This window comes from Streptomyces sp. NPDC019443 (assembly GCF_044389785.1).
In the GTDB taxonomy this organism is placed as follows: domain Bacteria; phylum Actinomycetota; class Actinomycetes; order Streptomycetales; family Streptomycetaceae; genus Streptomyces.
Genome location: NZ_JBIRYJ010000015.1, coordinates 24,986 through 50,876 on the forward strand (window position 1 = coordinate 24,986; position 25,891 = coordinate 50,876).

25 protein-coding genes and 1 pseudogene are annotated in these 25,891 nt (G+C 68.9%); 14 read left to right on the top strand and 12 right to left on the bottom strand.

The window, feature by feature from the left end; all coding sequences use genetic code 11:
• Positions 1-3 precede the first annotated feature (3 nt).
• Positions 4-414 carry a DUF742 domain-containing protein gene (locus tag ACH492_RS32195; RefSeq protein ID WP_398991956.1) on the top strand — a complete coding sequence of 137 codons (411 nt, stop codon included), beginning with the start codon at positions 4-6 and terminating at the stop codon, positions 412-414.
• Here ACH492_RS32195 and ACH492_RS32200 read toward each other — a convergent pair.
• On the bottom strand, positions 411-971 hold the full coding sequence (locus ACH492_RS32200) for a GNAT family N-acetyltransferase (protein WP_398991716.1): 561 nt from the start codon (positions 969-971) through the stop codon (positions 411-413). The two genes, ACH492_RS32195 and ACH492_RS32200, sit on opposite strands and share 4 nt — an antisense overlap.
• 294 nt (positions 972-1,265) lie before the next feature.
• On the opposite strand from ACH492_RS32200, the gene ACH492_RS32205 reads away from it, so the two are divergent.
• The 4 genes from ACH492_RS32205 (at position 1,266) to ACH492_RS32220 (ending at position 4,217) form a co-directional block, all read left to right on the top strand.
• Positions 1,266-1,871 (top strand): GTP-binding protein, encoded by a 606-nt coding sequence (locus tag ACH492_RS32205; protein WP_398991718.1) that lies wholly within the window; start codon positions 1,266-1,268, stop codon positions 1,869-1,871.
• An 85-nt stretch (positions 1,872-1,956) separates the two neighbouring features.
• Complete coding sequence (locus ACH492_RS32210) at positions 1,957-2,361, top strand: roadblock/LC7 domain-containing protein (protein ID WP_398991720.1); 405 nt, start codon at positions 1,957-1,959, stop codon at positions 2,359-2,361.
• Positions 2,362-2,482: 121 nt separating this feature from the next.
• Positions 2,483-3,439, top strand: a complete 957-nt coding sequence (locus ACH492_RS32215) for a DUF6397 family protein (protein ID WP_398991722.1) — start codon at positions 2,483-2,485, stop codon at positions 3,437-3,439.
• 271 nt (positions 3,440-3,710) lie between these two features.
• Positions 3,711-4,217 (top strand): two-component system response regulator, encoded by a 507-nt coding sequence (locus tag ACH492_RS32220; RefSeq protein ID WP_398991724.1) that lies wholly within the window; start codon positions 3,711-3,713, stop codon positions 4,215-4,217.
• A 249-nt stretch (positions 4,218-4,466) separates the two neighbouring features.
• Here ACH492_RS32220 and ACH492_RS32225 read toward each other — a convergent pair whose 3' ends face one another.
• Positions 4,467-4,820, bottom strand: coding sequence for a VOC family protein (locus ACH492_RS32225; RefSeq protein ID WP_215016539.1), 354 nt, complete (start codon positions 4,818-4,820; stop codon positions 4,467-4,469).
• 582 nt (positions 4,821-5,402) lie between these two features.
• Here ACH492_RS32225 and tdh point away from each other — a divergent pair.
• The 3 genes from tdh to ACH492_RS32240 are packed head-to-tail and all read left to right on the top strand — an operon-like array spanning position 5,403 to position 8,547.
• On the top strand, positions 5,403-6,431 hold the full coding sequence (gene tdh / locus ACH492_RS32230) for an L-threonine 3-dehydrogenase (RefSeq protein ID WP_398991726.1): 1,029 nt from the start codon (positions 5,403-5,405) through the stop codon (positions 6,429-6,431).
• A gap of 23 nt (positions 6,432-6,454) precedes the next feature.
• Positions 6,455-7,636: a glycine C-acetyltransferase gene (locus ACH492_RS32235; RefSeq protein ID WP_398991728.1), complete on the top strand. Its 1,182-nt coding sequence runs from the start codon at positions 6,455-6,457 to the stop codon at positions 7,634-7,636.
• Positions 7,633-8,547 carry a LysR family transcriptional regulator gene (locus tag ACH492_RS32240; RefSeq protein WP_398991729.1) on the top strand — a complete coding sequence of 305 codons (915 nt, stop codon included), beginning with the start codon at positions 7,633-7,635 and terminating at the stop codon, positions 8,545-8,547. Before ACH492_RS32235 ends, ACH492_RS32240 begins: the two co-directional genes overlap by 4 nt.
• Before the next feature lie 14 nt (positions 8,548-8,561).
• Here the strand turns inward: ACH492_RS32240 and ACH492_RS32245 are convergent, their stop codons facing one another.
• The 4 genes from ACH492_RS32245 to ACH492_RS32260 all read right to left on the bottom strand — a co-directional run bounded on the left by ACH492_RS32245 (position 8,562) and on the right by ACH492_RS32260 (position 12,245).
• Positions 8,562-9,074 carry an SRPBCC family protein gene (locus tag ACH492_RS32245; protein WP_398991731.1) on the bottom strand — a complete coding sequence of 171 codons (513 nt, stop codon included), beginning with the start codon at positions 9,072-9,074 and terminating at the stop codon, positions 8,562-8,564.
• A 46-nt stretch (positions 9,075-9,120) separates the two neighbouring features.
• Positions 9,121-10,737: a cation acetate symporter gene (locus tag ACH492_RS32250; protein ID WP_398991733.1), complete on the bottom strand. Its 1,617-nt coding sequence runs from the start codon at positions 10,735-10,737 to the stop codon at positions 9,121-9,123.
• Entirely contained in the window at positions 10,734-11,126 is a 393-nt protein-coding gene (locus tag ACH492_RS32255; protein WP_398991735.1) for a DUF485 domain-containing protein, read from the bottom strand. Before ACH492_RS32255 ends, ACH492_RS32250 begins: the two co-directional genes overlap by 4 nt.
• Before the next feature lie 207 nt (positions 11,127-11,333).
• Entirely contained in the window at positions 11,334-12,245 is a 912-nt protein-coding gene (locus ACH492_RS32260; RefSeq protein WP_398991737.1) for a DMT family transporter, read from the bottom strand.
• Between the two features lie 129 nt (positions 12,246-12,374).
• On the opposite strand from ACH492_RS32260, the gene ACH492_RS32265 reads away from it, so the two are divergent.
• Positions 12,375-13,268 (top strand): LysR family transcriptional regulator, encoded by an 894-nt coding sequence (locus ACH492_RS32265; RefSeq protein ID WP_398991739.1) that lies wholly within the window; start codon positions 12,375-12,377, stop codon positions 13,266-13,268.
• 99 nt (positions 13,269-13,367) lie between these two features.
• Here the strand turns inward: ACH492_RS32265 and ACH492_RS32270 are convergent, their stop codons facing one another.
• Together ACH492_RS32270 and ACH492_RS32275 are read right to left on the bottom strand one after the other, a co-directional pair.
• A complete protein-coding gene (locus tag ACH492_RS32270) occupies positions 13,368-15,557 on the bottom strand; it encodes an RICIN domain-containing protein (protein WP_398991741.1) in 2,190 nt (729 codons plus the stop codon).
• 325 nt (positions 15,558-15,882) lie between these two features.
• Positions 15,883-17,142 (bottom strand): ricin-type beta-trefoil lectin domain protein, encoded by a 1,260-nt coding sequence (locus ACH492_RS32275; RefSeq protein ID WP_398991742.1) that lies wholly within the window; start codon positions 17,140-17,142, stop codon positions 15,883-15,885.
• Between the two features lie 167 nt (positions 17,143-17,309).
• On the opposite strand from ACH492_RS32275, the pseudogene ACH492_RS32280 reads away from it, so the two are divergent.
• From ACH492_RS32280 to ACH492_RS32300, 5 genes and pseudogenes are all read left to right on the top strand, one after another.
• Positions 17,310-17,707: pseudogene (locus tag ACH492_RS32280) on the top strand (heme-binding protein).
• Between the two features lie 69 nt (positions 17,708-17,776).
• Complete coding sequence (locus tag ACH492_RS32285) at positions 17,777-18,076, top strand: helix-turn-helix domain-containing protein (protein ID WP_398991744.1); 300 nt, start codon at positions 17,777-17,779, stop codon at positions 18,074-18,076.
• A complete protein-coding gene (locus ACH492_RS32290) occupies positions 18,073-19,605 on the top strand; it encodes a helix-turn-helix domain-containing protein (protein ID WP_398991746.1) in 1,533 nt (510 codons plus the stop codon). Before ACH492_RS32285 ends, ACH492_RS32290 begins: the two co-directional genes overlap by 4 nt.
• Entirely contained in the window at positions 19,606-20,175 is a 570-nt protein-coding gene (locus ACH492_RS32295) for a transcriptional regulator (RefSeq protein WP_398991747.1), read from the top strand.
• A gap of 55 nt (positions 20,176-20,230) precedes the next feature.
• Positions 20,231-20,998: a uracil-DNA glycosylase gene (locus ACH492_RS32300; protein ID WP_398991750.1), complete on the top strand. Its 768-nt coding sequence runs from the start codon at positions 20,231-20,233 to the stop codon at positions 20,996-20,998.
• A gap of 85 nt (positions 20,999-21,083) precedes the next feature.
• Here ACH492_RS32300 and ACH492_RS32305 read toward each other — a convergent pair whose 3' ends face one another.
• The 4 genes from ACH492_RS32305 to ACH492_RS32320 form a co-directional block, all read right to left on the bottom strand.
• On the bottom strand, positions 21,084-23,006 hold the full coding sequence (locus tag ACH492_RS32305; RefSeq protein ID WP_398991752.1) for a transglycosylase domain-containing protein: 1,923 nt from the start codon (positions 23,004-23,006) through the stop codon (positions 21,084-21,086).
• Positions 23,007-23,075: 69 nt separating this feature from the next.
• Positions 23,076-24,338 carry an ATP-binding protein gene (locus ACH492_RS32310; RefSeq protein ID WP_398991754.1) on the bottom strand — a complete coding sequence of 421 codons (1,263 nt, stop codon included), beginning with the start codon at positions 24,336-24,338 and terminating at the stop codon, positions 23,076-23,078.
• 2 nt (positions 24,339-24,340) lie between these two features.
• A complete protein-coding gene (gene cseB, locus ACH492_RS32315; protein ID WP_398991756.1) occupies positions 24,341-25,060 on the bottom strand; it encodes a two-component system response regulator CseB in 720 nt (239 codons plus the stop codon).
• Positions 25,057-25,767, bottom strand: a complete 711-nt coding sequence (locus ACH492_RS32320; protein WP_398991758.1) for a hypothetical protein — start codon at positions 25,765-25,767, stop codon at positions 25,057-25,059. Before ACH492_RS32320 ends, cseB begins: the two co-directional genes overlap by 4 nt.
• Positions 25,768-25,891: the final 124 nt, after the last annotated feature.

Sequence of the window (25,891 nt, forward strand, 5' to 3'; positions counted from 1 at the left end):
AACATGACCGACACATCAGACATGGCCGACATTGTCGGCAGCCAGTGGTACGACGCCGAAGCCGGCCCGCTGGTCCGCCCGTACGCGATGACCGGCGGGCGGACCAAGCCGGGCCCCAGCAACGTACGGCTGGACCTGATCGCACTCGTCGACATTGCGGCCGACGCGCCCGGCGCCGCCGAGGAGTCCCTCCTCGGCCCCGAACACCGTGCACTGCTCACGCTGTGCCGCCTCGAGACCCAGTCGGTCGCGGAACTCGCCGCCGACGCCGATCTGCCGGTCGGTGTCGTACGGGTCCTTCTCGGCGATCTCCTCGAAGCGGGCTATGTCCGGGTCAGCCGTCCCGTACCGCCCGCTCAGCTGCCCGACGAGAAGATCCTCAGGGAGGTGATCGAGGGCTTGAGGGCTCTCTAGCGTGCACGCGCCCAGTCGGCCCTGGTCAGGGCGTACTCGACATCGCCTCCCTCGGAGCCTTCGATGGTCTCCGGCCACTCCTCGAAGAAGGTCCGGACATAGCTCAGCCCCGCCTTCTCCATCACACGCCGCGAACGGGCGTTGACCGTCATCGTGTTCGCGGTCACCCGCTCCACGCCGAGCTCCGTGAACCCCTTGTGGATCAAGGCGATTGAACCCTCCGTCGCATACCCGCGTCCCCAGGCGCCCCTGCCCAGCCGGTAACCGAGTTCCACCACGGCGGCGCTGTGGTCGTCCCGGGGCCGGAATTCGAACCAGCCCAGAAACTCGCCGGTGGTCCGCTCCTCGGCCGCCCAGCAGCCGGGGTTGCCGATGCACGGATAGTGACGGAGGAACCGCGGCAGGGACTCGGCCTCGACCGCCTCGCGGGTGGTCGGCCGGCCTCCGTTGATGAAACGCATGACCTCGGGATCGTTGTCGAGGTCGAACAGATGGTCCACGTCGGCCTCGCTGAAAGGGCGAAGCGTCAGACGGTCGGTCGCAAGGAAGAAGGGCATGACCCGATCCTCGGCACACCCGGCGGCAGCCGCCAGCGAATATCCATCCGGCCTCGCCGGTCGAGCCCCTCCGGAGCATGGAATGGCAGCAGGAATGTCTGTGGAAGGACCGCGGAAAGGGCTGCAGAAATGGGCATCGAATGGGCCCGGAACAGTCACAACGCTCTAAAAGCGATCCCTTCCCTCCGGGGAGGGCCGTTCTTGCCATGCTGTCTGCGTACTCGAGTACTGGCACTCATGGCAGTAGTGGCATGCGCCAACCCTGAGAAATTGCTGATCCGAGAGAAGTGACCGATGGCCTCCGAGAGCTCTCACAGCACCGGTGGGGAGTCCACCGCCCTCGCGCTGAAAATACTGGTCGCCGGCGGTTTCGGCGTCGGCAAGACCACCCTGGTCGGCGCGGTAAGTGAAATACGGCCCCTGCGCACCGAGGAACACCTCAGCCAGGTGGGCCGTACAGTCGACGACACCGGGGGAGTCGACCAGAAGACCACGACGACCGTCGCCATGGACTTCGGACGCATCACCATCCGCTCCGGCCTGTCCCTCTACCTCTTCGGCACCCCGGGACAGGACCGCTTCTGGTTCCTGTGGGACGAACTGTCGCAGGGCGCCCTGGGGGCCGTCGTCCTCGCCGACACGCGGCGCCTCGTGGACTGCTTTCCCGCCGTCGATTACTTCGAGCACCGCCGCATCCCGTTCGTCGTCGCGGTCAACTGCTTCGCCGGAGCCCGTACTTACGGCGCGCACGAAGTCTCAAGCGCCCTCGATCTCGATCGTGGGACACCTGTGGTGCTGTGCGACGCGCGTGACCGCGACTCCGGGAAAGAAGTGCTCGTACGACTGGTCGAATATGCCAGCCGTATGCACACGGCCCGGCTGCTCGATTCGGTCGGCTAGCTGCATCTTGCCGTGTCGTCCCCCGTACGAAAGGCTTACTGACGACGCGCGGCCACGGGGAACGTATGAGCGGGGAGGACCAACCATGGCGTTGGACAAGGGCCTTGACTGGCTTCTGGACGACCTGACGAAGAGGATCGAGCACATACGTCACGCATTGGTGCTGTCGAACGACGGTCTGGTGACCGGAGCGAGCACGGGGCTGGCGCGGGAGGACGCGGAACATCTCGCCGCGGTCTCGTCCGGTCTGCACTCCCTGGCGCGCGGGTCCGGACGTCATTTCCGCGCGGGCAAGGCGCGGCAGACCATGGTCGAGTTCGACGAAGCGCTGCTCTTCGTCACGGCGGCCGGCGAGGGAAGCTGCCTCTGTGTACTCAGCGCGGCCGAGGCGGACGTCGGTCTGGTCGCGTACGAGATGACGCTGATGGTGAACCGGGTCGGCGAGCATCTGGGCGTCGAGGCCAGGCAGCCGGGCGGAACTGCCCGCTGAGTCACGGGAATTCGGCTGGTCATGGCCCGGTTCGTGGAGTTGTCCACAGGTCGGGCGGGATGTGCCTCAGTCGGGCTACGGTCGTCACCGAGAGTATTCACACCTCACGGGGGGGACCGTCATGACGGTGAAGGAAGCATCGACGCACAGTCTGGGACCGCACGCACCAGGCAGTTCGGTGGCGGGCGGCACGGCGGTGGGCAGTCTGGCACTGGGCCGGGCCGCTCATGAACTGGACCTGAAGCGGGGCGAGCTGGATCTCGCGGTCCAGCTGGGGCACATCCGCACCACTCCCGGTGCGAGCGGCGGCCCGCCGCGGATCGACCGGCAGGAGGTCGACCGGCTGCGCAGGTCGGAAGGATTCCCGGACGCCCTTCGGGAACGGGTGAGGACCGTGGGCACGGTCGAGGGCGCGCGGCTCATCTCGATCAGCCCGGCGCGGTTCACCCGTCTCGCCCGCACGGGCCATCTCGTCCCGATCCGGTTCTATCTCAACCGCTACCGCGCGGTCGTCTGGCTCTATCTGGCCGAAGAACTCAGCGAATTCGCCCTCGCCCATCCCGCCCTCCTCAGCGGCAGGACCCCACCGGCGCTGCGGAGGATGCTGGACATGGGCGAGGACCGGCGCTCACGGAACTGGCGGGGCCGACGGCTCGGACTGCTGCTGCGCAGGACCGAGGATCCCTGGGAGCGGGCCGCGGCGATCGCCTCGGTACTCGACCCGCTCGCTGTGGCGGAAGTGGTGCCCGATCCCTACGAACGCTCGCATCTGCGGGTTCTCCGGCCCGAACTCGTCCCCGGCCGCCCGGAATCGCAGGCCGGGAGGGAGATGGTGGAGCGGCTGCTCCTGGCGGACCACCCGGACGAGATCCTCTGGCACCGAGTGAGCCTGGCCCAGGCACTCCGGGAGGCGCGCGAGCTGCGCCCGGCGCCCCGGCCCGCCGCGAAGACCGCCCCCGAGTTCATGGGGGAGGCAGTTCCCAGGCGCCCCCGGCTGATGCCGGCGCGCCGAAGTCCGTACGGACGCGGCCTGCTCAGGCGACTGCGCATCAGAAAGGCGGCGGGGTCTGTGGGCTGACGACTGCCGGATCACTGGGGCGCGGCCGGGCCCCGGTGGTCCGTACGGGACGCTGCTGACTTGCCGTTTCGGAAAACTGGACAAAGGGGCGCGTTCACAACTGGTGCTTCACGCCGTCCGAAGCTTCATACTGCCTCTACGCCCGAAGCCCGCGCGGGAGGCGAAGGGCACGGATGCGGCGCCTCGCCTGAGCGCGCGGCGTACGCTGATGTGGCCGACTGTCGAGGGAGGCACAAATGGGGACGTGGGCTGTGCCTTGAAGATCCTTGTGGTGGACGATCGCGAGGACAACCTCTTCGCGATAGAGAGCTTGTTACGCCCCGTGGGGCGTCCGGTGGTACGGGCACACAGCGGGGCCGAAGCGCTGAAGACCGTCCTGCGCGGCGGCATAGGAGTGGTGATCCTCGACGTCGTGATGCCGCAGATGGACGGCCTGGAAGTGCTCGCCTACCTCAAACGCCTCGACCACACCCGCAATTTGCCTGTTGTGCTGATGACCGGCCTCGGCAGGGACGACGACCTGGCCGCCCGAGCCTACGATCTCGGGGTTTCCGACTTCCTGGTCAAGCCCGTCGACCCCTGGGTGGTGCGTACGAAAGTCAGGGCGCTCGCCGATCTGTACACCGAGAACCAGGGCCTGCGCGCCCAGGTCAGCGCGCTGACCGACCGACGGGCTGACGCCTCGGCCGCCGACCTCCCCAACCTGATGGACGCGCGGGTATCGCGCCAGAGCGGCGGCACCACGGGCCGCGCCCGCCGCATCCGCGGCGTCGACTGACCGATGCGACGGCCGCCGGAGCCGAGCAGGCGGTACGCCCAGGGCGGCGCCAACGCGTCATCTGAAACCGGTCGCCCGCCGCCCGTTGAACGACCTGGTCCCGGCGCCCGCGGCGCCACCGTGCCCCGCCCCGCCGATCAGGAAGGCCAGAGTGTGCCTCTCGCCCTGCAGGCCCTGGAGATCGTCGGCGAGCTCGACCAGCTCGCACGGGCCCAGTCGTGGACCGATGCGACCCTCCAGGCGTGAGCCTTACTGACGCCGCTGGCCAAGGACACAGAACTCGTTGCCTTCGGGGTCTGCCAATACAACCCACGATTGATCACCCTGGCCAATATCAACACGCTGTGCGCCATGAGCCACCAGACGAGCCACTTCGGCGTCCTGGTCATCAGGCCTGAAGTCGAGATGCAGTCGGCTCTTAACCTTCTTGCTCTCATCAAGCCGGACGAAGTCCAACCCCGGCAGGCGATCCGGCTCCGGGCGGATCTCGAACTCCTCATCAGAGGAGTGGACCACAACCCAACCAAGAGCCGTAGCCCACCACTGCCCCAAGGCCACCGGATCTACCGAGTGAACAATTACCTGTTCCCATTCCAAGGTCATCCGCCGAGCTTAGACCTGCCAGGGCGTCGAAGAACAGGCACTCAGGCCTCCCTCATCGGGCTCAACCCGAGCCCCTCGTGGAGCCACCGCCACCCGCAGGTTCGGCACACACCAGCGTTCAGATTCCACGAACCCGCTGGTTTCCCGTTACGACTTCGAGTGGGCGCTGCCCGGCCTCGTAGGCCCCCGCGGCCTGCCCCTGGTCACCGAGACGCTCCACCGGCGCGGACTGCCCGAGGACACCATCAGCAAGATCCTCGGCGGCAATGTCCTGGACCTCTTCCGCAAGGAACTGGGCCGCCCCGCCTGAGGACCCGAGTGGCTCCCGGGACGCTGCGCGACTGAGACCCGCGGCTGATCGAGTGGTCCGCGCCGGAGTTCGGTGAAGCCTTGCCTTGTGCGGCACCGGTTCCCGTGCAACGTGTTGCTCGTGCCGTTTCCCCCGCCCCCACCGGACCGGCATGAAGCTGCGCTGTTGGCCCGCTTAAGAAATCCTCGATGGACTCTGAAGTCACCGATGGGCAGATTGGTGCAGGTCCACCCGCCCTCGGTCATCCCCACCACGATGCTGGAGCCGCCCCGATGAAGGCACTTGTCAAGCAGCACGCCGAGCCAGGCCTCTGGCTCATGGACGTGCCGGAGCCGGAGGCCGGCCCCGCTGACGTGCTGATCAAGGTGCTGCGCACCGGGATCTGCGGCACCGACCTGCACATCAGGTCGTGGGACGGCTGGGCCCAGCAGGCCGTCAGCACGCCCCGCGTCCTCGGCCACGAGTTCGTCGGCGAAGTCGCCGCGGTCGGCGCTGACGTCCAGGACATCGCGGTCGGCGACGTGGTGAGCGGTGAAGGCCATCTGGTCTGCGGCAAGTGCCGCAACTGTCTCGCCGGCCGCCGCCATCTGTGCCGCAGCACCATCGGCCTCGGGGTCGGCCGCGACGGCGCGTTCGCCGAGTACGTCGCGTTGCCCGCGTCCAATGTCTGGGTGCACCGTACGAAGGTCGACCTGGACATCGCCGCGATCTTCGACCCGTTCGGGAACGCCGTGCACACCGCGCTCTCGTTCCCGCTGGTCGGCGAGGACGTACTGATCACCGGCGCGGGCCCGATCGGCATCATGGCCGCGGCCGTCGCCCGGCACGCCGGCGCGCGCAATGTCGTCATCACCGATGTCAGCGAGCCCCGCCTGGAGCTGGCCCGCAAGGCGGGCGCCACCCTGGCGCTGAACGTTGCCCAGAGCGACATCGCCGAGGCGCAGCGGCAGCTCGGGCTCAAGGAAGGCTTCGACATCGGTCTTGAGATGTCCGGCCGCCCCGAGGCCATGCGCGACATGGTCGCCAATATGACGCACGGCGGCCGCATCGCCATGCTGGGCCTGCCCGCGGACGAGTTCGCCGTCGACTGGTCGAAGATCGTCACCTCGATGATCACCATCAAGGGCATCTACGGCCGCGAGATGTTCGAGACCTGGTACGCGATGACGGTCCTCCTCGAAGGCGGCCTCGACCTCACCCCGGTGATCACCGGCAGCTACGGCTACCAGGACTTCGACGCCGCTTTCGACGAGGCCGCCACCGCCCGCAGCGGCAAGATCATCCTCGACTGGACCGTCTGAGCTTTTCGTTAAGGAGCCCCACCATGTACGCGTCCGTCCGCGACGACCTCCGTACCACCCTCGACGAGATCCGCGCCGCCGGTCTCTACAAGCCGGAGCGGGTCATCGGCACCCCGCAGAGCGCCTCCGTGTCCGTCGCCTCGGGTGATGTGCTCAACTTCTGCGCCAACAACTACCTCGGTCTCGCCGACCACCCCGAGGTCGTCGCCGCCGCCAAGGAAGCGCTGGACCGCTGGGGCTACGGCATGGCCTCCGTTCGCTTCATCTGCGGCACCCAGGACGTGCACAAGGAGCTCGAGGCACGCCTGTCGGCATTCCTCGGCCAGGAGGACACGATCCTCTACTCCTCCTGTTTCGACGCCAACGGCGGCGTCTTCGAGACTCTCCTCGGCCCCGAGGACGCGGTCATCTCCGACGCCCTGAACCACGCCAGCATCATCGACGGCATCCGCCTGTCCAAGGCCCGCCGCCACCGCTACGCCAACCGCGACCTCGCCGACCTCGAGCAGCAGCTCAAGGAGACCCAGGACGCCCGCCGCCGCATGATCGTCACCGACGGCGTGTTCTCCATGGACGGCTATGTCGCCCCCCTCGCCGAGATCTGCGACCTCGCCGACCGCTACGACGCGATGGTCATGGTCGACGACTCGCACGCGGTCGGCTTCGTCGGACCCGGCGGCCGGGGCACCCCCGAGCTGCACGGCGTGATGGACCGCGTCGACATCATCACCGGCACCCTCGGCAAGGCGCTGGGCGGCGCTTCCGGCGGCTATGTCGCGGCCCGCGCCGAGATCGTCGCGCTGCTGCGCCAGCGCTCCCGCCCGTACCTCTTCTCCAACTCCCTCGCCCCGGTGATCGCCGCCGCCTCCCTCAAGGTCCTCGACCTGCTGGAGTCTGCCGGTGACCTGCGTGAGCGGCTGAACGCGAACACCGCGCTCTTCCGTACGAAGATGACCGAGGCGGGCTTCAAGATCCTGCCCGGCGACCACGCCATCGCCCCCGTCATGATCGGCGACGCCGCCGAGGCCGGCCGGATGGCCGAACTCCTGCTGGAGCGCGGCGTCTACGTCATCGGCTTCTCGTACCCCGTCGTCCCGATGGGCCGGGCCCGGATCCGCGTCCAGCTCTCCGCGGCGCACTCCACCGAGGACGTCGAGCGGGCGGTGGCGGCCTTCGTCGACGCGCGGGCGACAATGGCTGGGTGATCGACCCCCGCCGACTGCGTATCCTGCGTGCCGCGGCGGACCACCGAACGGTGACCGCCGCGGCCGCAGCGCTGTATCTGACCCCCTCCGCCGTCTCCCAGCAGCTCGCCGCGCTGGAACAGGAGACCGGCCACACCCTGCTGACCCGTAGCGGCAAAGGCGTACGGCTCACGGCGGCCGGAGAAATCCTGCTGGAGCACGCCAACGCGGTTCTGACCCAGCTGGAGCGGGCCGAGGCCGAGCTCGCGGCCTACGCGGGCGGCGCGGCCGGCGAGGTCACGGTCGCCGCGTTCGCCACCGGCATCGCCGAGGTCGTCGCCCCGGCCATAGGGCGTCTCGCCGCGGAGCACCCGGGCATCCGGGTACGCGTACGGGACGCCGAGGGTGACGAGAGCCTGCCGCTGGTGCTCGACGGCGAGGCGGATCTGGCCGTCGCGGTCGAGTACCGGGGAGCGCCCCGCGAGGACGACCGGCGCCTGGCCCGTGTGCCGCTGTACGCGGAGCCCTTCGACGCCGTGCTGCATGCCGGCCACCCTCTCGGCGCGGCCGAACGCGTCGCGCTCGCCGAGCTCGCGGACAGCGACTGGATCGGTCCGTATCCCGGCAACCCCTGCCACGACATGGTGCTGCTCGCCTGCGAACTCGCCGGTTTCCAGCCCCGCCTCATGCACTCCTCGGACGACTTCCGCGCCGTCGTGGCACTCGCCGGAGCGGGCGCCGGGGTGGCGCTGGTGCCCCGCTCGGCACTGCGCGGGATGGAGTTGAAGGACGCCGTCGTACGGCCGGTGGCGGGCCCGGCCGCGACCCGCCGGGTCTTCGCCGCCGTACGCCGAGGCGCGGAAGCGCACCCGCTGTTCCGGCCGGTCCTCGACGCACTCGCCGCTTCCGCGGCCGGACTCTCCACCGACTGAGCGCAGCCGACCGGTCAGTCCTTGGCCGGCGTCGCCTCCATCGCCTGCTTCAGGTTGTCCAGCGTGGTGCGGATGTTGCGGCGCTGGAGGTCGGCGAACGTGTGCCCCCGGGTCGCCATCCTGTCGAAGGCATGGGCCAGTGCATCGGGCCAGGCACGCCGGTCGTCGGTCCAGATCTCGGTCACCCGGGTGCCGCCATCGACGGCCTCGAAGCGGTACTCCCAGGTGGCGATGCGACCGGGCAGCAGAGGCCGGTGCCGCCCTATGGCACGCACCCGGAAGGCGAACCGCTCACCGGGATCCGCCGCGGTCACCGTGCACCGCGTGGTCCAGCGCATCGGCCCGCGCTTGTTGTAGCCGTCGAAGACCATGCCCACATACGCCCCCTCAGCGCCGTCGAGTACCGTCGCGCCCCGGTTCTCCGGGCTCCAGCGGCCCATCAGCGCGGGGTTGCTGACCTGTGCGTAGATCGTCGAGGGTGCGGCGTCGATGACGATGCTGTCCGAGACCGAGAAGGTACGTGCCATGGGTATGACTCCGATCGTGGCTACGGGCGGACGAGTCAGTCGGTGATCAGCCCTTCGGTCGTGCGGCGTCGGCCAGGATGGAAGCCTCGACCGCGTCGTAGTCGTACTCCTCCTGGCGGCGCGCCCCCGGGCTGCGGCGGGCGAAGACAGTGCCGAGCCAGCCTGCGAGGAATCCCACGGGGACGGAGACGAGGCCCGTTGTGGTGTACGGGAACCAGGTGAAGTCGCTGTCGGGGAAGATCGCTTGGGCGGAACCCGAGACGAGTGTGGTCCCCGTGATGAGGATCAGAACGCTCGCCGTTCCGCCGATGAGTGTGCTCAGCAGCCCGGTGCGGTTGTACCGCCGCCAGAAGAGGCTGTAGATGAGCGCGGGCGCGACGGCCGAGGCGCCCAGGCAGAAGGACAGAGTGACCATCGCCTGCAGGTTCACATGCCGGGATGCCGCCGCGAGGAAGATCGCTGCCAGGCCGACCGCAGCGGCTGTCACCCGGGCGATGGTCATCTCGGTGCTGCCACGCAGAGCCTGCTTGCGGCGCAGACCGTGCGTGATCAGGTCGTGGGCAAGGGTGTTGGCGCAGGCGAGCGTGATGCCGGCGACGGACGCCAGCAGCGTCAGGAAGATCGCCGTGGCCATGGCGGTGAACAGCAGCGTTTCAAAGGTGGAGACGTCGGCGCCCATGATCGCCTGGCTGACCAGCAGGATCGAGGTCTTGCCCTGTGGGTCGCCGGCGGTGATCTGCTCGTGGCCGACGATCGCGGCGGCGCCGAAGCCGATCACGGCGCAGAGCAGACACACGACGACGACGGTCGAGACGGCCCAGGACATGGAGCGCCGCACGGCGGGTGCGCTGCGGGAGCTGAACATACGCATCGTGATGTGCGGGAGGCACGCCGCGCCGAGCACGACGGTCAGCTGAGCGCTGATCATGTCGAGCCCGTCGCCGCCGAACTGGAGCCCGGGCGCGAGATACGCATCGCCCGCACCGCTCCCGCGTGCCGCCGCGTCCAGCAGCGAGGGAATGCTGAAGTCGAAGCGGTTCAGGATGAGCAAGGCGATGGCGGTGGCCGCGGCGAGCAGCACCACAGTCTTCACGATCTGGATGAAGGCGGTGCCCTTCATGCCGCCGATGGCCGCGTAGATGATCATCAGGAGGCCGAGCAGCACGATGGAGCCGGTCTTGAAGCCCGCGGCGTTGATACCGAGGACGAAGGCGAGCAGATCACCGGCGCCCGCCAGCTGGAAGATCAGCAGGGGGAAGAGGGCGATAAGGGTGACCAGGCACGCGGTGATGCGGACGGCGGAACTGGGGGCACGCCGGGTGAGCACGTCGCCCATGGTGAACCGGCCGGCGTTGCGCAGGGGTTCGGCCAACAGGAACATCAGCAGCACCAGGGAGAGAACGGTGCTGAGGGCGAGTACAAGACCGTCCTGGCCGAGCAGCGAGATGACTCCGATGGTGCCCAGCACACTCGCGGCGGAGATGTAGTCGCCGGCGATGGCGAGGCCGCTCTGCACGGGGGACAGGGAGCGGAAGCCGGTGTAGAACTCGTCCAGGTCGTCGCGGTCGGGCCCGGTCATCACACACAGCAGCAGGGTCACTGTGGTCACCGCGATGAAGGCGACGAACGACATGGTCTGGGCCTCGGAGCTGAATCCGGTCATCGGCGTGCTCCCTGGGTGGTCGGGGCGGCATCGACGCGGACGGCTTCGGCGAGCGGGTCGACCCGGCGGCGGGCGGACTTCTCGTACGCGGCAACGGCGATCAGGGTCACGGGGAGCTGGATGAGGCCGAGCAGCAGAGCGACGTTGAGGCCGCCGGTGATCTTGCCCGTCATCAGCCCAGGCGCATAGGCGGAGAGTATGAGGAACAGTACGAAGTACCCGAGGGCCGTCAGAGTCGCGACCCGGCGCAGTCGGCGGTAGGCGGCACTCAACGCCCGTATGCCGTGGCGCGGATCGGCCGGTGGCTCGGCCTGCGGCGGCGCCTGCCAGGCATGGTGGGGGTAGCCCGGCTGCTCGGGATATGAGGGCTGTGGGGGGTAGTACGACATCGCGATGGGTTCCTCGTATGCCTGTGCGGACGGCAGGGGCAGGGCATGCTGACGGAGCGGCTACGTTACCCGCGGGTAGCGGCAGCCGGTGCATTGTTGCATGAGCCGTCCGGTCGGTCAGTTGACTGTTCATGGACCGACCAGAGCCCTGCCTCCGGCCTCAGAAATGGGCGGCCCTGGCCGCGACAGGGCGTTCGGCGACTGTGATCACGGCGCCGCGGTCCGCGAGGCGACGGACTGCTCCGCTCCCACCAGCGGCGATGCCGACGGCGTCCGCCGCTGCCACCGCGTCAGACCGACACCGGTGAGTACGACGACCATGCCCGCCACGACCCGGATGGTGAGCGCTTCGTCGAGAACGATCGCCCCGAGTGCGATGGAGACCACAGGCAGCAGATAGCCGACGGTGGCCGCGCTGGTCGCGCCCTCGTCCGCGATCAACCGGTAGTTGAGGGCGAAGGTGAAGCCCGTGCCGAAGATGCCGAGGACGATGACCGCGACCAGGCCGACCGCGTTGATGTGCACCGAGTCCACACCGCCGACCGGCAGGGCCAGCGTGCTCAGCCCCGTCGCCGTGAGCAGCTGGGCCGCGGACAGAGCCATGGGGGCGGTGCCCCTCCCGGTGAGCTTGCGTCCCATGTACGCGAACGCGATGGCGTAACTCGCCGCCGCCGCGAGGATGGCGAGCGCGCCCCAGCCGACGAGTCCGCTCTGCTGCCACGGCGCGAAGATCAGCAGCGTGCCCGCGAACCCGAGAAGGAGTCCGCCCAGACGGACCGGGTGCGTGCCGCGTTCCGTACCGATGGCGATTCCGATCAGCAGGGACCACAGGGGTGTTGTCGCGTTCAGTACGCCGGCCACCCCGGAGTCGACGGTCTGCTGGCCGATGCTGAACAGGGCGAACGGCAAGGCGTTGCAGAAGAAGGCCGCCACGATGAGATGCCCCCAGGTCGCATGGTCGCGCGGCAGTCGCTTGCGCGCGCCGAAGGCCAGGGCGAGCAGCACCAGCGCGCCCAGCGCGCACCGGGTGAAGGTGATTTGGGCCGGTGACAGGCCGTTGTTCAGGGCTACCTTGATCCACAGGAAGGCCGATCCCCACAACAGGGCAAGAAGGCCCATACGCACCAACGTTCCACGCCCGCCGATGAACATCCGTTGTCCCCTTTTCGCTCGTCCGGTCTCCACCGTGCATCAGGGGACTCTGTACGACTAGTGAAAAGTTCTGCATGATCTGTTAAGCTCTACTACATGCTTGATGTGCGGAGAATGCAGGTGCTCAGGGCGGTGGTGACCAGCGGCTCGGTGACCGCGGCGGCGGCCAACCTCGGCTACACGCCGTCCGCTGTCAGCCAACAGGTGGCGGCTCTGGAGAAGCAGGCCGGGACGGCGCTGCTCGAACGGGTCGGCCGCGGCGTGCAGCCGACGGCGGCCGGGCGACTGCTCAACGAGCACGCGGCCATCATCAGCAAGAACATCGCCGAAGCGGAGACCGCGCTGGCCGATCTGCGCGCCGGGCGCACCGGCCGGCTGTCCGTCCGCTACTTCGCCACCGCGGGCGCCACTCTCGTCGCGCCCGCCTTGGCCGGGCTCCGCCGTACGTATCCGGGCGTGCAGGTCGAGCTCAAGCTGATCGACCCCGACGACCCGCTGCCCGAGGTGACACAGGGCCGCGCCGACCTCGCCGTTGTCGTCCAGCCCCGGGACCGGCCGCGCGACGACGTCCGCCTTGTCCATCTGCTCGACGACCCGTACCGCGCCGTGCTGCCCAAGGGGCACCGGCTGGCCGAAAAGCGCGTACTCGACCTGGCCGACCTCGCCGACGAGCCATGGGTCGGCAACGAATGGCCGGCCGGCCCCTGTCTCGACGTCGTGCTCGACGCCTGCGGCGCGGCGGGCTTCAGTCCCAACTTCGTGGTGGACAGCGAGGATTACGCCACGGCCCAGGGCTTTGTCGCCGCCGGTCTCGGAATCAGCCTCATGCCGAGAATAGGCCTCGGAAGCCGCCATCCCGGAGTCGTCGTACGCAAGGTCCGCAAACCCGAGCCGATCCGCGGAATCTACGCGGCGGTGCGGGAAACCTCGCTGCCTCAGCCCGCGTTGCGCGGGCTGCTCGACGCACTCAGGGACGCAGCGGCACAGTAGAGCGGCCGCCCGGGGCCGGCCCTTGGATCCTCCCGCGCGGCCGGGCCGGCCCCGAGGTTGTCGGGTCCGGCCCGGCCGGCGTACTGCGAGAAGAGCGCGTCAGGGATAGCTGACGAGATTGGCCACGTTCGTGGAGGAGTTGGACGGGCCGCCTCTGTCGTTGATGACATGGCGGATGGTTCCGGTGCCGCCGAGCGAGACGGTCACCATGTTCCGGAATCGCACATTCGGATTGTTGGGGACCTCGAAGGCGTGCTCGGCGGTCACGGACGGATTCGCATTGAAGAAGCAGTAGCTGCCGAGCCCGAACGCCTGATGGCTGGTGACGGAGTTGGCCACCTTGTACGCCGCGTAGCCCTGGGTTGAGCCGTTCATCCAGGCGGCCTGGTTGGGCGGGTCGTACGGCATCTCGTTCTGGTAGAAGTACGTGCGCCCGCCGTTGCCGTTCCAGATCGTCTGATGCTTCTGGTAGTGCTCCACGAACAGCCCGTACATGGTCACGTCGTCGCCGTTGACGACGAGTCCTGTGTCCGCCGTATTGCTGTTCCAGCCGATGCCGCTGCCGTGGTCGCCGCGCCAGATCCACATGTGATCGCCGATGACGTTGTCGCTGTTGACCACCAGGCTCGTGGTCGCCTTGCCCACCGCGGCGCCGCCGACCCGGAAGTACACGTCGTGCAGGGACGTCGGGTTGGTGCTGTGACCGGCGGAGGAGCCTGCCGGGCCGACCTCCATCAGGGTCTGCGAGTTGGTTATACCGGCGTCGAAGAGGATGCCCGCCACCTTGACGCCGTCGACATCGGCGAGCGTCATGGCGGTGATGCCGCCGTCCGGGATGAACGTGGCGAGGCCGAGCCCCAGGATCACGGTGTCGGGACGGGTCACCCGCAGGGTCTGATTCAGGTGGTAGACACCCGGAGTGACCAGCAGGTTCTTCCCCTCGGCCAGTGCGGCGTTGATTTGCGCGGCGGTCGTCCCGGCCTTCACGACGAAGAACTGGTCCATGCCGAGCGAGGTGCCGGCGGCGTTGCCGCCCGCCCACGTGGTACCCGACGAGTTGGCCCGCAGGGACGGTACGAACACCTTGTAGGCGCCGGTGCCGTCCACGTACAGGAACGGCTTCTCCCGGACCGTGGGGCTCTCGTTCACAGTCGTGTAGGGCGGGTTGGGGAAAGTGTTGCCCGGAACGCCCTGGCTTCCGACGAAGACCATGTTCCAGTTGGATCCTGTCCAGCTGCCGAGCTGGGAGTTGCGGGTCAGCCACTGCTGCTGCGAACCGGACCGCACCTGACCGTCGATCTTGCTGTCGGCCATGAATCCGCCGCTTGCCCAGCCGCCGTCGTCCAGAGCCAGGTTGCCGCGGACATGCATGCGCCGGTACGGAGCCGCCTGGGACACCGCCCACCGGTCTGTGCCGCCGGCCGGGTTGACCGAGAGGTTCTCGGCGCCGCGCCAGAAGTTCTGAGTGGCGTTCTGCGGCGGGAACCAGTCGGCCTCTACGTGCACCGCGCCGTTGATCGTCACCGAGTCGGGCGACTGGCCGAGGCCCAGAACCTGGGTGTAGAAGCCGACGTTGACGTCGTTGCTGTAGGTGCCCGGCTTGAACATGACCGCGTAGCGCTGGGCGCCGAACTGGTTGGTCTCCTGCTGCTGGAAGATCGAGTTGAGCCGGCTCTGGATGGTCGAGGACGGCATGGAGGGGTCGAAGACGACCACGTTCGGTCCGAGGTCCACGTCACCGGGCGCGGTGTTCACGGGTGCGACCTGGAACCGCTGGGCCGCCGTGCCGTTGCAGGTGTACTGCACAAGCTGGACGCTGTCGGCCGTCGAGGCGGAGGGGACGTCCAGGCACTTGCCGCTGTTGCGGTTGACGAAGTGGTACGCGTCGCCGCCCTCGTCCACGGCCTGCCACTGCTGGTTGTTGCCGCCGCCGTACGTCCACAGGTGCACCGCGGCGTTGTCGGCGGTGGACACGTCGCTCACGTCCACGACCTGGCTCGTGTCATTGCGGTTGTTGATCCGCACGAAGCCGTCGCTGGTGGCCGTGAAGCTCCACTGCTGGGCGGTGGAGTTGTTGCACGTGTACTGCTGGACGGCGGTGCCGTTCACGGTCGCGGCCGAGCGCGCGTCCAGGCACTTGCCGCTGCCACTGTTCACCACGGTGGCCCAGCCGGTCGGCAGAGCGGCGGCCCCGGCGGCCCCGGCGGTTCCTTGAGGGGTGGCCGCCTGGGTGGACGGGATGGCGGCGAGGACCGAAAAGGCCGAGGCCACCACGACGAAGGCAGCCACAAGGGGCCTTGCACGGCGGGCGGTTGTGAAGGTGTGACGGCCCACTCTGGGCGTTCGCAGGGATCGGAGCACGGTTTCTCCTGTGCCGGCGGGCCGGCTCGGTGGGGGGTTGACGGATGGGGGAGAAGGACGGGGAAAGGGGTTCAGCCGGTCTTCCGGGCGAAGACGCCGGTGAAGTCCCACGGCTGCTGGGAGACGCCCGAGCAGGTGTCGGCGCCGCCGCCGGTGCGGGGGGCGGTCGCGGTTGACCGACCAGAAGTTCAGCCGCGCGAGGTGCCGCTGCCCAGCACGCCGCGCACGGCGGGTCTGCGAAGGAGTTGCCCGCTCATCGGCCGGTCACCGTCCATTTCTGGTTGGCGGCTCCGGTACAGGTCCAGATCTGCAGGCGGGTGCCGTTGGCTGAGCTGTTGCCGGTGGCGTCCAGGCATTTGTCGGCCTGGGGGTTGACGATGTCGTGGGCGGCGGTGACGACCCACTGCTGGGCGCCGGTGCCGTTGCAGTCCCAGAGCTGGACGGCGGTGCCATTGGCCGTCCCGGCGGAGGTGACGTCCAGACACTTGCCCAGCGCCCGGATCGTGCCGTCCGTGCCGACGTTCCACTGCTGGGCGCCGGTGCCGTTGCAGTCGTAGAGCTGTACGGGTGTGCCGTTGGCGCTGTTGGCACCCGCCACGTCCACGCACTTGCCGCCAAGACCCGTGATGGTGCCGCCGACGCCAGGGCTGTCGCTGGTGCTGACCCGCACATGGTCGACGACGAGTTGCTGGGGGAAGACGGTGCTGCCGTCGGGGTCGCCGGGCCAGTAACCGCCGACCGCGAGGTTGAGGATCAGGAAGAACGGCTTGTTGAACACCCAGGTACGGCCACCGAGATCGGCAGGCGTACGCCGCTGGTAGACGTTGCCGTCGACCGACCAGGTCACCGAATCGGGAGCCCAGTCGACGGCGAAGGTGTGGAAGGCGTCGGCGAAGGCCTGACCGCCGGGGAGGGTGTACGCGGCGCCGATGCCGCCCGAGCCGGAATAGCCAGGGCCGTGGAGCGTGCCGTGGACGGTGGAGGGTTCGAAGCCGACGTTCTCCATCACGTCGATCTCGCCCGAGCCCGGCCAGCCGACCTGGCCGATGTCGTTGCCGAGCATCCAGAAGGCAGGCCACATGCCCTGGCCGCGCGGCACTTTGAGCCTGGCCTCGACATGTCCGTACGTCTGGGTGAACTTGCCCGCGGTGTTCAGCCGGGCGGAGGTGTACTCACATCTGCCGTACCAGCACTGGTAGTTGGCAGGGTTCTCGCGGCGGGCGGTGATGACCAGATGACCCTGGCCGTCGAGAGCGGCGTTGCGGTTGCCCGCCGTGTAGTACTGCCGCTCGTGGTTGTTGACGTTGTCGCCCGTCTCGATCTGCCATTTGCCGGCGTCGACGGCGGAGCCCGCGGGGCCGTCGAAGTCGTCGGAGAACGTCACGGCGGCCGGTGCCGCCGCGGCGACAGGCGGTGCGGGTTCGCCCTGTGCGACACCGCTGGTGAGAGTCGCAAGGGTCAGGACTGACAGAACGGACAGCAGCAAGCGCCGCGTCAAACGGGGGGAGTCCATGACTCTCCCTTCCGGGACATGAAGGAGGAAGGGGATGTGTCGTGCATATGACATGAGGCTTAGTTCACTACGTGATTTAAGAAGTGAACTAAGCCACTGTCAAGGGTTTGGTATGGACCACACCCGTCGAGACTCGCCAGATAGGGAGCGCTTGCAAGTAATGGCGTCTGCAATTATTGTGCAAGCTTGCGGAGGCCCTCGTGGACACCGCCCGCCGCGCCGCCGAGGTCAGCGCCGCCGTCACCGTCCTGGACGCGGGCGGTCACCTGCTGGCCTTCCGCTGCGACGACCGGGCTGTGCTCATCGCGGGCGAGACCAGCACCCGCAAGGCGTACACCGCGCTCCAGTTGAACGCCCCGACCGCCGACCTCGTCGACGCGGTCCAGCCCGGCGGCCTCTTCCACACCCTGCCGACCGCCCTCGACAAGCCGCTGCTCTTCATCGCCGGCGGCATCCCCGTCCACCGCGACGGCCGTCTCATCGGCGCGATCGGCGTCGGCGGCGGGCCGCTGACCAGGATCACGGCTTCGCCACCGCGGCCGTGGCCGTGGGAGCCCTCGTGTAGCTCGACGGTCTCTCATGCGGGCTGTGCATAATCCGGCTGTTCAGTGCCTGAGATTGATAGAGTCCGCATATGCCGATGACGCTGAGGGAGACACTGCGGCTCACCGTCGCGGCCCTGATGCAGGCCACCGGGGACTCCCAGAACGACCTGGCAGGCCCCCTCGGCCTGACGCAGACGCAGATCTCCCGCCGCCAGTCCGGCCGTACGGCATGGACGCTGGACGACTGCGACCTGCTGGCCGCGCACTTCGGCCTTCCCACCCTGGAACTGCTGGCCGGACCCACCCGCGCCTGCGAGTTGCTGCCCGCAGCCCGCCTGCGCAGCGCGCGTACGGAAACGGCACGGGCTCCGAGGGCGGTGGGACGGTGACGGATTTCGAGTCGGTCGATGCGCTGCTCGCATCCGTGCGCGTGGACGCCGAACTGCCGTCCGCGGACGAACGCCGCGCGTTGCGCCTGGCCCTGAAGCTTTCCCAGGCGGACGTGGCGCGAGCTCTCGGGGTCAACCCGAAGACGGTCGGCGGCTGGGAGTCCGGCCGTGAGCCGACCGGGGAGGTGCGGGCCAAGTACGCGTACCTCCTCGAAGGGCTACGGGCGAAACTCGAGCCGAAGCCGGAGCCGGAGCCGGAGCCGGAGCCGGAGCCGGAGCCGGAGGCACCTGAGGCCACCGTGGCGGAGCGTGAGTCGGCGGCAACGACTCCCGCCGCGGAACCCGTAGGCGATGACGTCGAGCTTCTGGCCCGGCCGGCGGCGTGTGTGCTGTGCGGCGGGCCCGCGACGCATCAGGTCGCGGGCTTCCCGCAGCATCTCGATCCGGCCGAGTGCGCGAGCGCGATCCCACAGGCTGCGATCCCACAAGCCGCGCCTTCGCCGGCGCCGGTCCCTGTCGCCGCCCGACCCGAAAAACCTTCCACACGGCGGGCGTTCCAGAGCACCTCCGACATGCCCGACGTGATCGGCGACGCGGTCCGCGCGGCGCTGGAGAAGCACGGTGGCGATCTGGAGGCGGCCACGGCAGCCCTGGTGCGCCGTGCGATCCCGGACGCGATGAGCCTGCTGGACGCATGCCGGAAGGGCGCGCGTTACGACATCATCGGGCACCCCTGGATCCCCGACATCCTCCGCAAGAAGACCGCGAAGGGTGCCGACGAGATCTGGGAGGCCCGCCCCAAGTGGACGCGGCCCGAACTACCGCCCGGACGGCACGAGATCACCGCTCTGGACATCAACGGCGCCTATCTGTCCGCTTTGAAGACACATTTGCCGCTCGGCGAGCTCGAGCATTCCTCCGGAAATCACCACGACCGGCGCCGCGCCGGAGTGCACCTGATCACCCCGCCCGACTGGGAGTACGAGGACGTGCTCCCGAATCCCATCGGCGCACGCGACGAGCCGGGCCCGCTGTGGGTGAGCGAGCCGACACTCCGCCTTCTGCTGCGCCTTTCGACGGCGAGGTACGGATTGTGCGAACCGCCCGTCATCCACGAGTCGTTCACGTCCGGGGCCACGGAGAACCTACTCGAGAAATTCCGCGGTGTGCTGCGTGACGCCCGTGAAAAGGCAATCGAGGAGAACGACGACGTAACGCTGGAATACGTAAAGGCGATGTACTCCAAGTTCGTCTCCACGATGGGGGAGTCGAACTACAACCGGGAGTTGTACCGGCCGGACTGGATGCACATCATCCGCTCCCAGGCGTTCGCCAACCTCTGGATGAAGGCGTACAAGGCGCACGACGAAGGTCTCGCGGTGGTCCGGGCCATGGGCACCGACGAATTGCATGTGCTCGGGGACTGGCGGAGTGTCTTCCCGGAGGGCCGCGGCGTTGCAGAGGTGAAGGTCAAGGACGTCTATGAGGCCAGTGCCGCCGTGGACGAGGATGCAGGGGAGGCGCGGTAAATGCCTGAGCGCACGCACGATTTCGGGCACTACGGCGCCCGCGGCATCAAGGGCTCGGAAGCCGCCGCGCGTCAGCTCGACCGCCTGGTCGAGGGCATCGCCTCGCCCGTGACGTCGAAGCGAGGCCTGCTGGCGCGCCTGCACTATCTGACGAAGACCGCCCATGCGCTCAACGCGGCGCGCGAGGCGGGCCTGACCGCCACCGACCGCACCGTCAGGGCCTGGCTGTCCGGCAAGCGCAGTCCGTCCAGGGCGAACCTCGAACGTATCGACACGGCGTACTGGGCAGTCCGGCGCAGGAACGTGGCCCGCCACCTCCTGGGGCGCCTCAACTCGCGCGGTGGCACAAGGGTGGAGCTCCACCCGCTCAACCAGTCCCAGGTGGCTCGCCCGCACCAGCGGGTGCTGGGCTTCCGCACCCTCAACATCCGCCACTGGGACGCCATCGTCCGAGCATGGTCGGCGGGCGACTTCGAGGCCCTGGACGACGCGTGGATCGACCAGATCGCCGACCTCGGCTCCGACTGGGGGAAGTACGAGTACGTGACAAACCTCGGCTTCGCCGCCTGACGACCCCGGATGCTGGGGAAGCCGAAGAACACCTCGACACAGCGAGGGAGGCGAAGTGGCACAGCCACCACCGAGTCCTGACGACGGTGACTTTCCCGCGCGCAGCGCACCGCGCTGCCGGGAACTCGGCGAGCTGGACGCCCAGGTGGCCCAGTGCCGGGCCTGCCCCCGGCTGGTGGCCTGGCGGGAGGAGGTCGCCGAAACGAAACGCGCCGCCTTCCGGGACTGGGAGTACTGGGGAAGGCCAGTCCCCGGATTCGGGCCGCCGGACGCGGCGCTGGCCGTGGTCGGACTCGCGCCCGCGGCGCACGGCGGCAACCGGACCGGCCGGATGTTCACCGGGGACGCGTCGGGCGACATCCTCTTCGCCGCGCTGCACGCCGCCGGCCTCGCTTCCCGGCCGGACTCCACACACCGCGGCGACGGGCTGAAGCTGCGCGGAGTACGGGTCACGGCACCCGTCCACTGCGCTCCACCGCAGAACAAGCCGACCCCGGCCGAGCGGGACGCCTGCCGGCCGTGGCTGGCGAGGGAGCTGGAGCTGCTCAGCCCAACCCTGCGCGCGGTGGTCGTCCTGGGCGCCTTCGGCTGGCAGGCGCTGCTGCCCGTCCTCAGCGAGGCGGGGTGGCAACTGCCGCGACCCCGGCCCGTGTTCGCGCACGGCGCCCAGGTGACACTTCCCGGCCGCGGGGAGCGCCGGGAGCTGTATCTTCTCGGCTGCTACCACCCGAGCCAGCGCAACACATTCACCGGGCTGCTCACCTTCCCCATGCTCGTCGACGTGTTCCGCCACGCCGCCGAAATCACCGGCTTGGATCAATGATGCTGTTCATCGCGGTTTTCCGGCGTCGGCCCGTCCAACGGCGTCATCGTCGGCGCGGCTCGTCGCCGTCCGTCGTGCCGCCGCCTCAGCCCGTGGCATCGGGCGTGGGCACGGGCTGCCCATCGTGCAGGCCCCGCTTGGTGTATCCGGACCAGATCTGAGCGGGGTAGCCGTCGCCGATGTTCTTGAGGGTGACCTGCTTGTGCGTGGTGGCGTCCTCGCCGAAGAGGCCGATCGCGGTGACGAGGTCGTTCGTGGAGCCGATGAACCACTCGGCCTTCCTGTCGTCGGTGCGACCCGATGTCGTGGTGACGGCCTGCTCGCTGACGCCGGGCGTCAAAGGGCCGTCGATCCCGCGTCGGCCGACGCCGCCGCTCAGATACGATTTGACCAGGTCGGCGGTCCTGGGGTCGATCGCCTGACCGCCGATCGCTCCCCGCAGATGTGTGCTTTCTCCGTCGCGCTGCGCGGACTTCAGGATCGAGGGGGTGACCTTCCTGCCCTCGTGGTGGAAGGAGGAGTAGACACCGGCCAGTTCCAGCGGGCTGGCTCCCATCAACCCCAGCGACGTCGCCTCTGGTGAGGCGAAGTCGCCCTTGTCCACATCCAGTCCGAGCGCGGTGGAGATCTCTTCGATGTGCTCGGTGCCGTACTGATCCTTGTCCTGGGTCTTGACCTCCATGGATGCGGCCACGGCGACGGGTTCGAAGGTGGGACCTGCCTGGTAGTCGGAGCGGGTGGCGTTGCTGAGATAGTGGCGGGTGTAGTCGCGGCCTCCGTAGAGCGCGACGATACGACCGGACCTGGGGTCCACCGAAACGGCTCCGGCCTGCCGATTGCCGTCGGCGGCCGCTTCCCCGGAGGCTTTGTCCGCGTCCCCGTCCGAGTCCGCACCTGTACCTGCGTCCGCGCCTTCGCCGAGTCCCGCCGTGGCAGCCTGCTCCAGGGCCCGCTGTTTGTCCGGATCGATGTTAAGAGTGATACGCCAGCCGCCGCCCGCCAGCTCCTGCTCGCTGACCCCGGAGGCCATCAGCTCGCGCCTGGCGGCGTCCACGAGATAGCCCGACTGGCCGGACAGCCCGGCGCCCGGCTTGGGCGCCACCGGCTCGGGGAACTTCATCCGCTGCCGAGCGTCCCTGTCGAGCCAGCCCTCATCGACCATGTTGTCGAGTACGTAATTCCAGCGCTCCGTGACCAGCCGTTTGCCCTCGGGGCCGGCGATGGCCCAGTCGTACTGGCTGGGCGCCTGCAGCAACGCGGCAAGATACGCGCCCTGTTCGACGCTCAGCTCCTCGACTTCCCGGTGGTAGTACGCGCGGGCCGCGGCCTGGACCCCGTAGGCGAGTCGCCCGTAGTAACTGCTGTTCAGGTACCCGGCGAGGATGTCGTCCTTGGAGTTCTGCCGGTCGACCTTGAGGGAGATGACCAGTTCTTTGACCTTGCGGGTGACGGTCTGCTCCTGGCTGAGGTAGTAGTTCTTGACGTACTGCTGGGTGATGGTCGAACCACCCTGTTTGCCCTTGCCGGTGAGTGTGCTCAGGATGCCGCGGGCGGTGCCGGACAGCGAGACGCCGGAGTCGCTGTAGAAGTCCTTGTTCTCCGCGGCGACGAAGGCGTGCTGGACGTCCTTGGGCACCCTGCCCAGCGGGACGGTCTCCCGGTTGATCTCCCCGGTGCGGGCGAGGCGGGTGCCGTCGCTGTACAGATAGACATTGCTCTGCGCCTTGGCCAGTTCATTGGCCTGGGGGATGTCGATGGAGACGTAGAGGACGGTGAAGCCTCCGGCGAGCAGGACGATCAGGGTGACGACGCAGGCGAGTGCTTTCTTCCAGGTGAGGAAACGGCGGAAGCGGCCTGTCCCAGTCCGCTTGCCGACCTTGCGCCGTGGCCGCCAGGCACGGGTCTGGCGGTGTGCCCCTCTCGCCCCTCTGGACGCACCTGCCTCGCTGCTGACCTCGCTCGCCTTCTGCCGCCCCGAGGTCCGGTCCGGACTCCACCTGGTACGCATGGCGCCATCCTCAGCGCCGGAGATCTTTGTAAACGCAAAGGGAGACATCGGCTGTGCCTCGGAGATGTATCAGCCGTGTATCGGCGGCTCCGCGTCGGGGAGGCGGAGGGTTGCCTGCGCGCCGCCATCGGGCGCATTGGCGAACTCCAGTGCCGCACCGATGACTTGGGCCTGGCCGATGGCGATGGTCAGTCCGAGCCCATGGCCTGTGCCGCGTTCCCGGGCGCCGGTGCGGAAGCGCTGCGGACCGTCGCGCAGCACGCTGTCCGGGTAGCCGGTGCCGTGGTCACGGACGGTCACGGTCCTGTCGTCGCCCGCCACCGTGACCGTGACGGGCGCGCGGCCGTGCCGGTGCGCGTTGACGATCAGGTTGGCGAGGATGCGTTCCAGCCGACGGGAATCGGTCCACACCTCACCTCTTTTCCCTTCCTCCCGGTCCGCCCAGTCCTGCGCGTTCTTGACGACGAGTTGTATGGAAAGGCCGGTGCGGGCGGTGATGTCTTCGACCAGGTGACCGAGGTGGCTGGGGGAGAGTTCAGCCTCCTCTGCCCCGGCGTCGAGCCGGGAGATTTCGAGGAGGTCTTCGACGAGGGCGGCCAGGACGCGTACCCGGTTGCGCACATATCCGGCCGCCTCCCCCTCGGGGAGCAGTTCGGCGGCGGTGACCAGGCCCATCAGGGGGGTACGCAGTTCATGCGCAACGTCGGCGGTGAACCGCTGCTCGCTGCGCAGGCGTTGCTGCAGTGCGGCGGCCATGGTGTCGACAGCCGCGGAGATTTCGGCGATCTCGTCACGGGGACGCGGCGCGGCCTCGATCCGGGCATCGAGGTCCCCGCCGGCGATGCGCCGTGCGGTTCCCGCCGCACTGCGCAGTCGGCGGCTCATCCGCCCGGCGCTGAGCACGCCGAGCGGCAGCACGGCCGCAGTAGTGAGCGCTCCGGCCCAGGCGATGCTCGTGTCGAGAGCGCTGATGTCGCGCAGCGTGGTGGTCATGTCGATGCGTACGGACAGCACTTGCCCGCCCGCGGGCCGGGCGGCCCACATCGCAGGCCCGTCGGGATCGGTGGCGTACTCCGTTCCTTGATGGCCGCGGGCCGCGAGGTCGCGCAGCCCCGCGGGTACCCCGGGGGCGTCGAGACTGGCGCCGGTGCCCTGGACAGTGCCGGAGCGGGCATAGGTGACGGCAGCCCGGTCGAGCGTCGTACGGGCCGCCTCACGGGCCTGCGTCAGTTCCCGGTCGCGCGAGGCATGGTGGACGAGTAGGCCCACGGCGGCGACAACCGCGCAGATGGCCACGGCGACGAGGGCGGCGATGCGCCATCTCAGCGGCATGGTCAGCGCCGCAGCTTGTAGCCGAAACCGCGGACCGTTTCGATCCGTTCGGCGCCGATCTTCGCCCGCAGACGCTGCACATGCAGATCGACGACGCGGGTGTCGCCGTGCCAGGCGTGGTCCCACACCCGGCTGAGCAGGGTCCGGCGCTCCAGTACGACGCCGGGCGATGCGGCGAATTCGAGCAGCATCCGCAGTTCGGTCGGGGTGAGGGCGACCGGCTGTCCGGCGCGGTGTACTTCCATGCCACGGGTGTCGACGGTGAGGTCCCCGAAGGTGATGCGGGTGGCCGCATCGGCAGCGCCGCCCGCGGGCGAGGGGGTGAAGGAAGCGCGACGCAGCAGGGAGCGGATGCGGGCGACGAGTACCGCGCTCTCGCAGGGTTTGATGACGTAGTCGTCGGCGCCGGCCTCCAGCCCTGATACGACGTCGAGGGAGTCGCCGCGTGCGGACATCATCAGGATGGGTGCCAGGCTCAGCTCGCGGATACGGCGGCACAGTCCGATGCCGTCGAGCTCGGGGAGCATGACGTCGAGGAGCAGCAGATCCGGGCGCCGCTCGCGGAAGAGCTCCAGACCGGACAGCCCGTCGGCCGCGGTGGAGACGGTGAAGCCGTAACGCTCGAGGAGCATACGGACGGTGTTACGGATGACCTCGTCGTCCTCGACGAGCAACAGATGAGCCTCGGTGACACTGCCGGGCATGGCTGGGGCACTGGTCATTGGTCCGTCCTGGTCCGGGGGCTCGGCAGCGGACTCGACCCGGCGGCGGACGGAGCCCGGTCACCGGTCTGGTCCTGTGGGACGGCTGCGGTGAGTACGTTGCCGTCCCACCGGTAACGCGTCGTGAAGCGGCCGTCGTTGCCGGTCGACGCAAGGACCAGATCGTGTCCGAAGGTCTCACCGGTGAGCCCGAAGGGGCCCCAACTGATCAACACCGGCCGCACGGCGGTACCGAAGGCCCGGTACACCTGAATCAGCGTCAGCCCGGCCTTCGGCTCATCCAGCGCGACGATCAGCTCGTCCCGCCCGTCCCCGGTCAGATCCCGGTATACGGGCGCACGCAGACCGCACACCGGGCCGGGACAGTTCTGCATGGCTTCCCTTACGAGCTGGGGCACGTTCGGGTCCTTCTCCAGCAGCTCCTTCACGGGTATCTGCTTCAGCCCGCCCGCGCCCACCTGGACACCCTTGATGCTCAGATACTGGCGGTCGGGGGCGGTGGGCTCGTTCGCGGGCGGGGTGGGCGGGGCGTACTGCGGCCACAGCGGCGAAGAACGGACGGGCGGCGACACCCGCGGCGCGACGCCCCCGTCCCGCGCCCCGGTATCGGCGGCACACCCGACGAGGCTCACGGCGGCCGTGCCGACGGCGAGGGCGATTTGGCGGGGCCGCCTGCGATGGGGGTGGGTGTGGGGGAGGTGGGGCATAGGCGTATCAGCGTACCGGCGGAGACGGGAGTGGTGCCCGGGGACGCCGGGTCCGGGGCGACTGCGCGTGGCCGGACCGCAGCGGCTCCATGAGCACGCAATGCCAGGTGTGCTGTCACGAGCG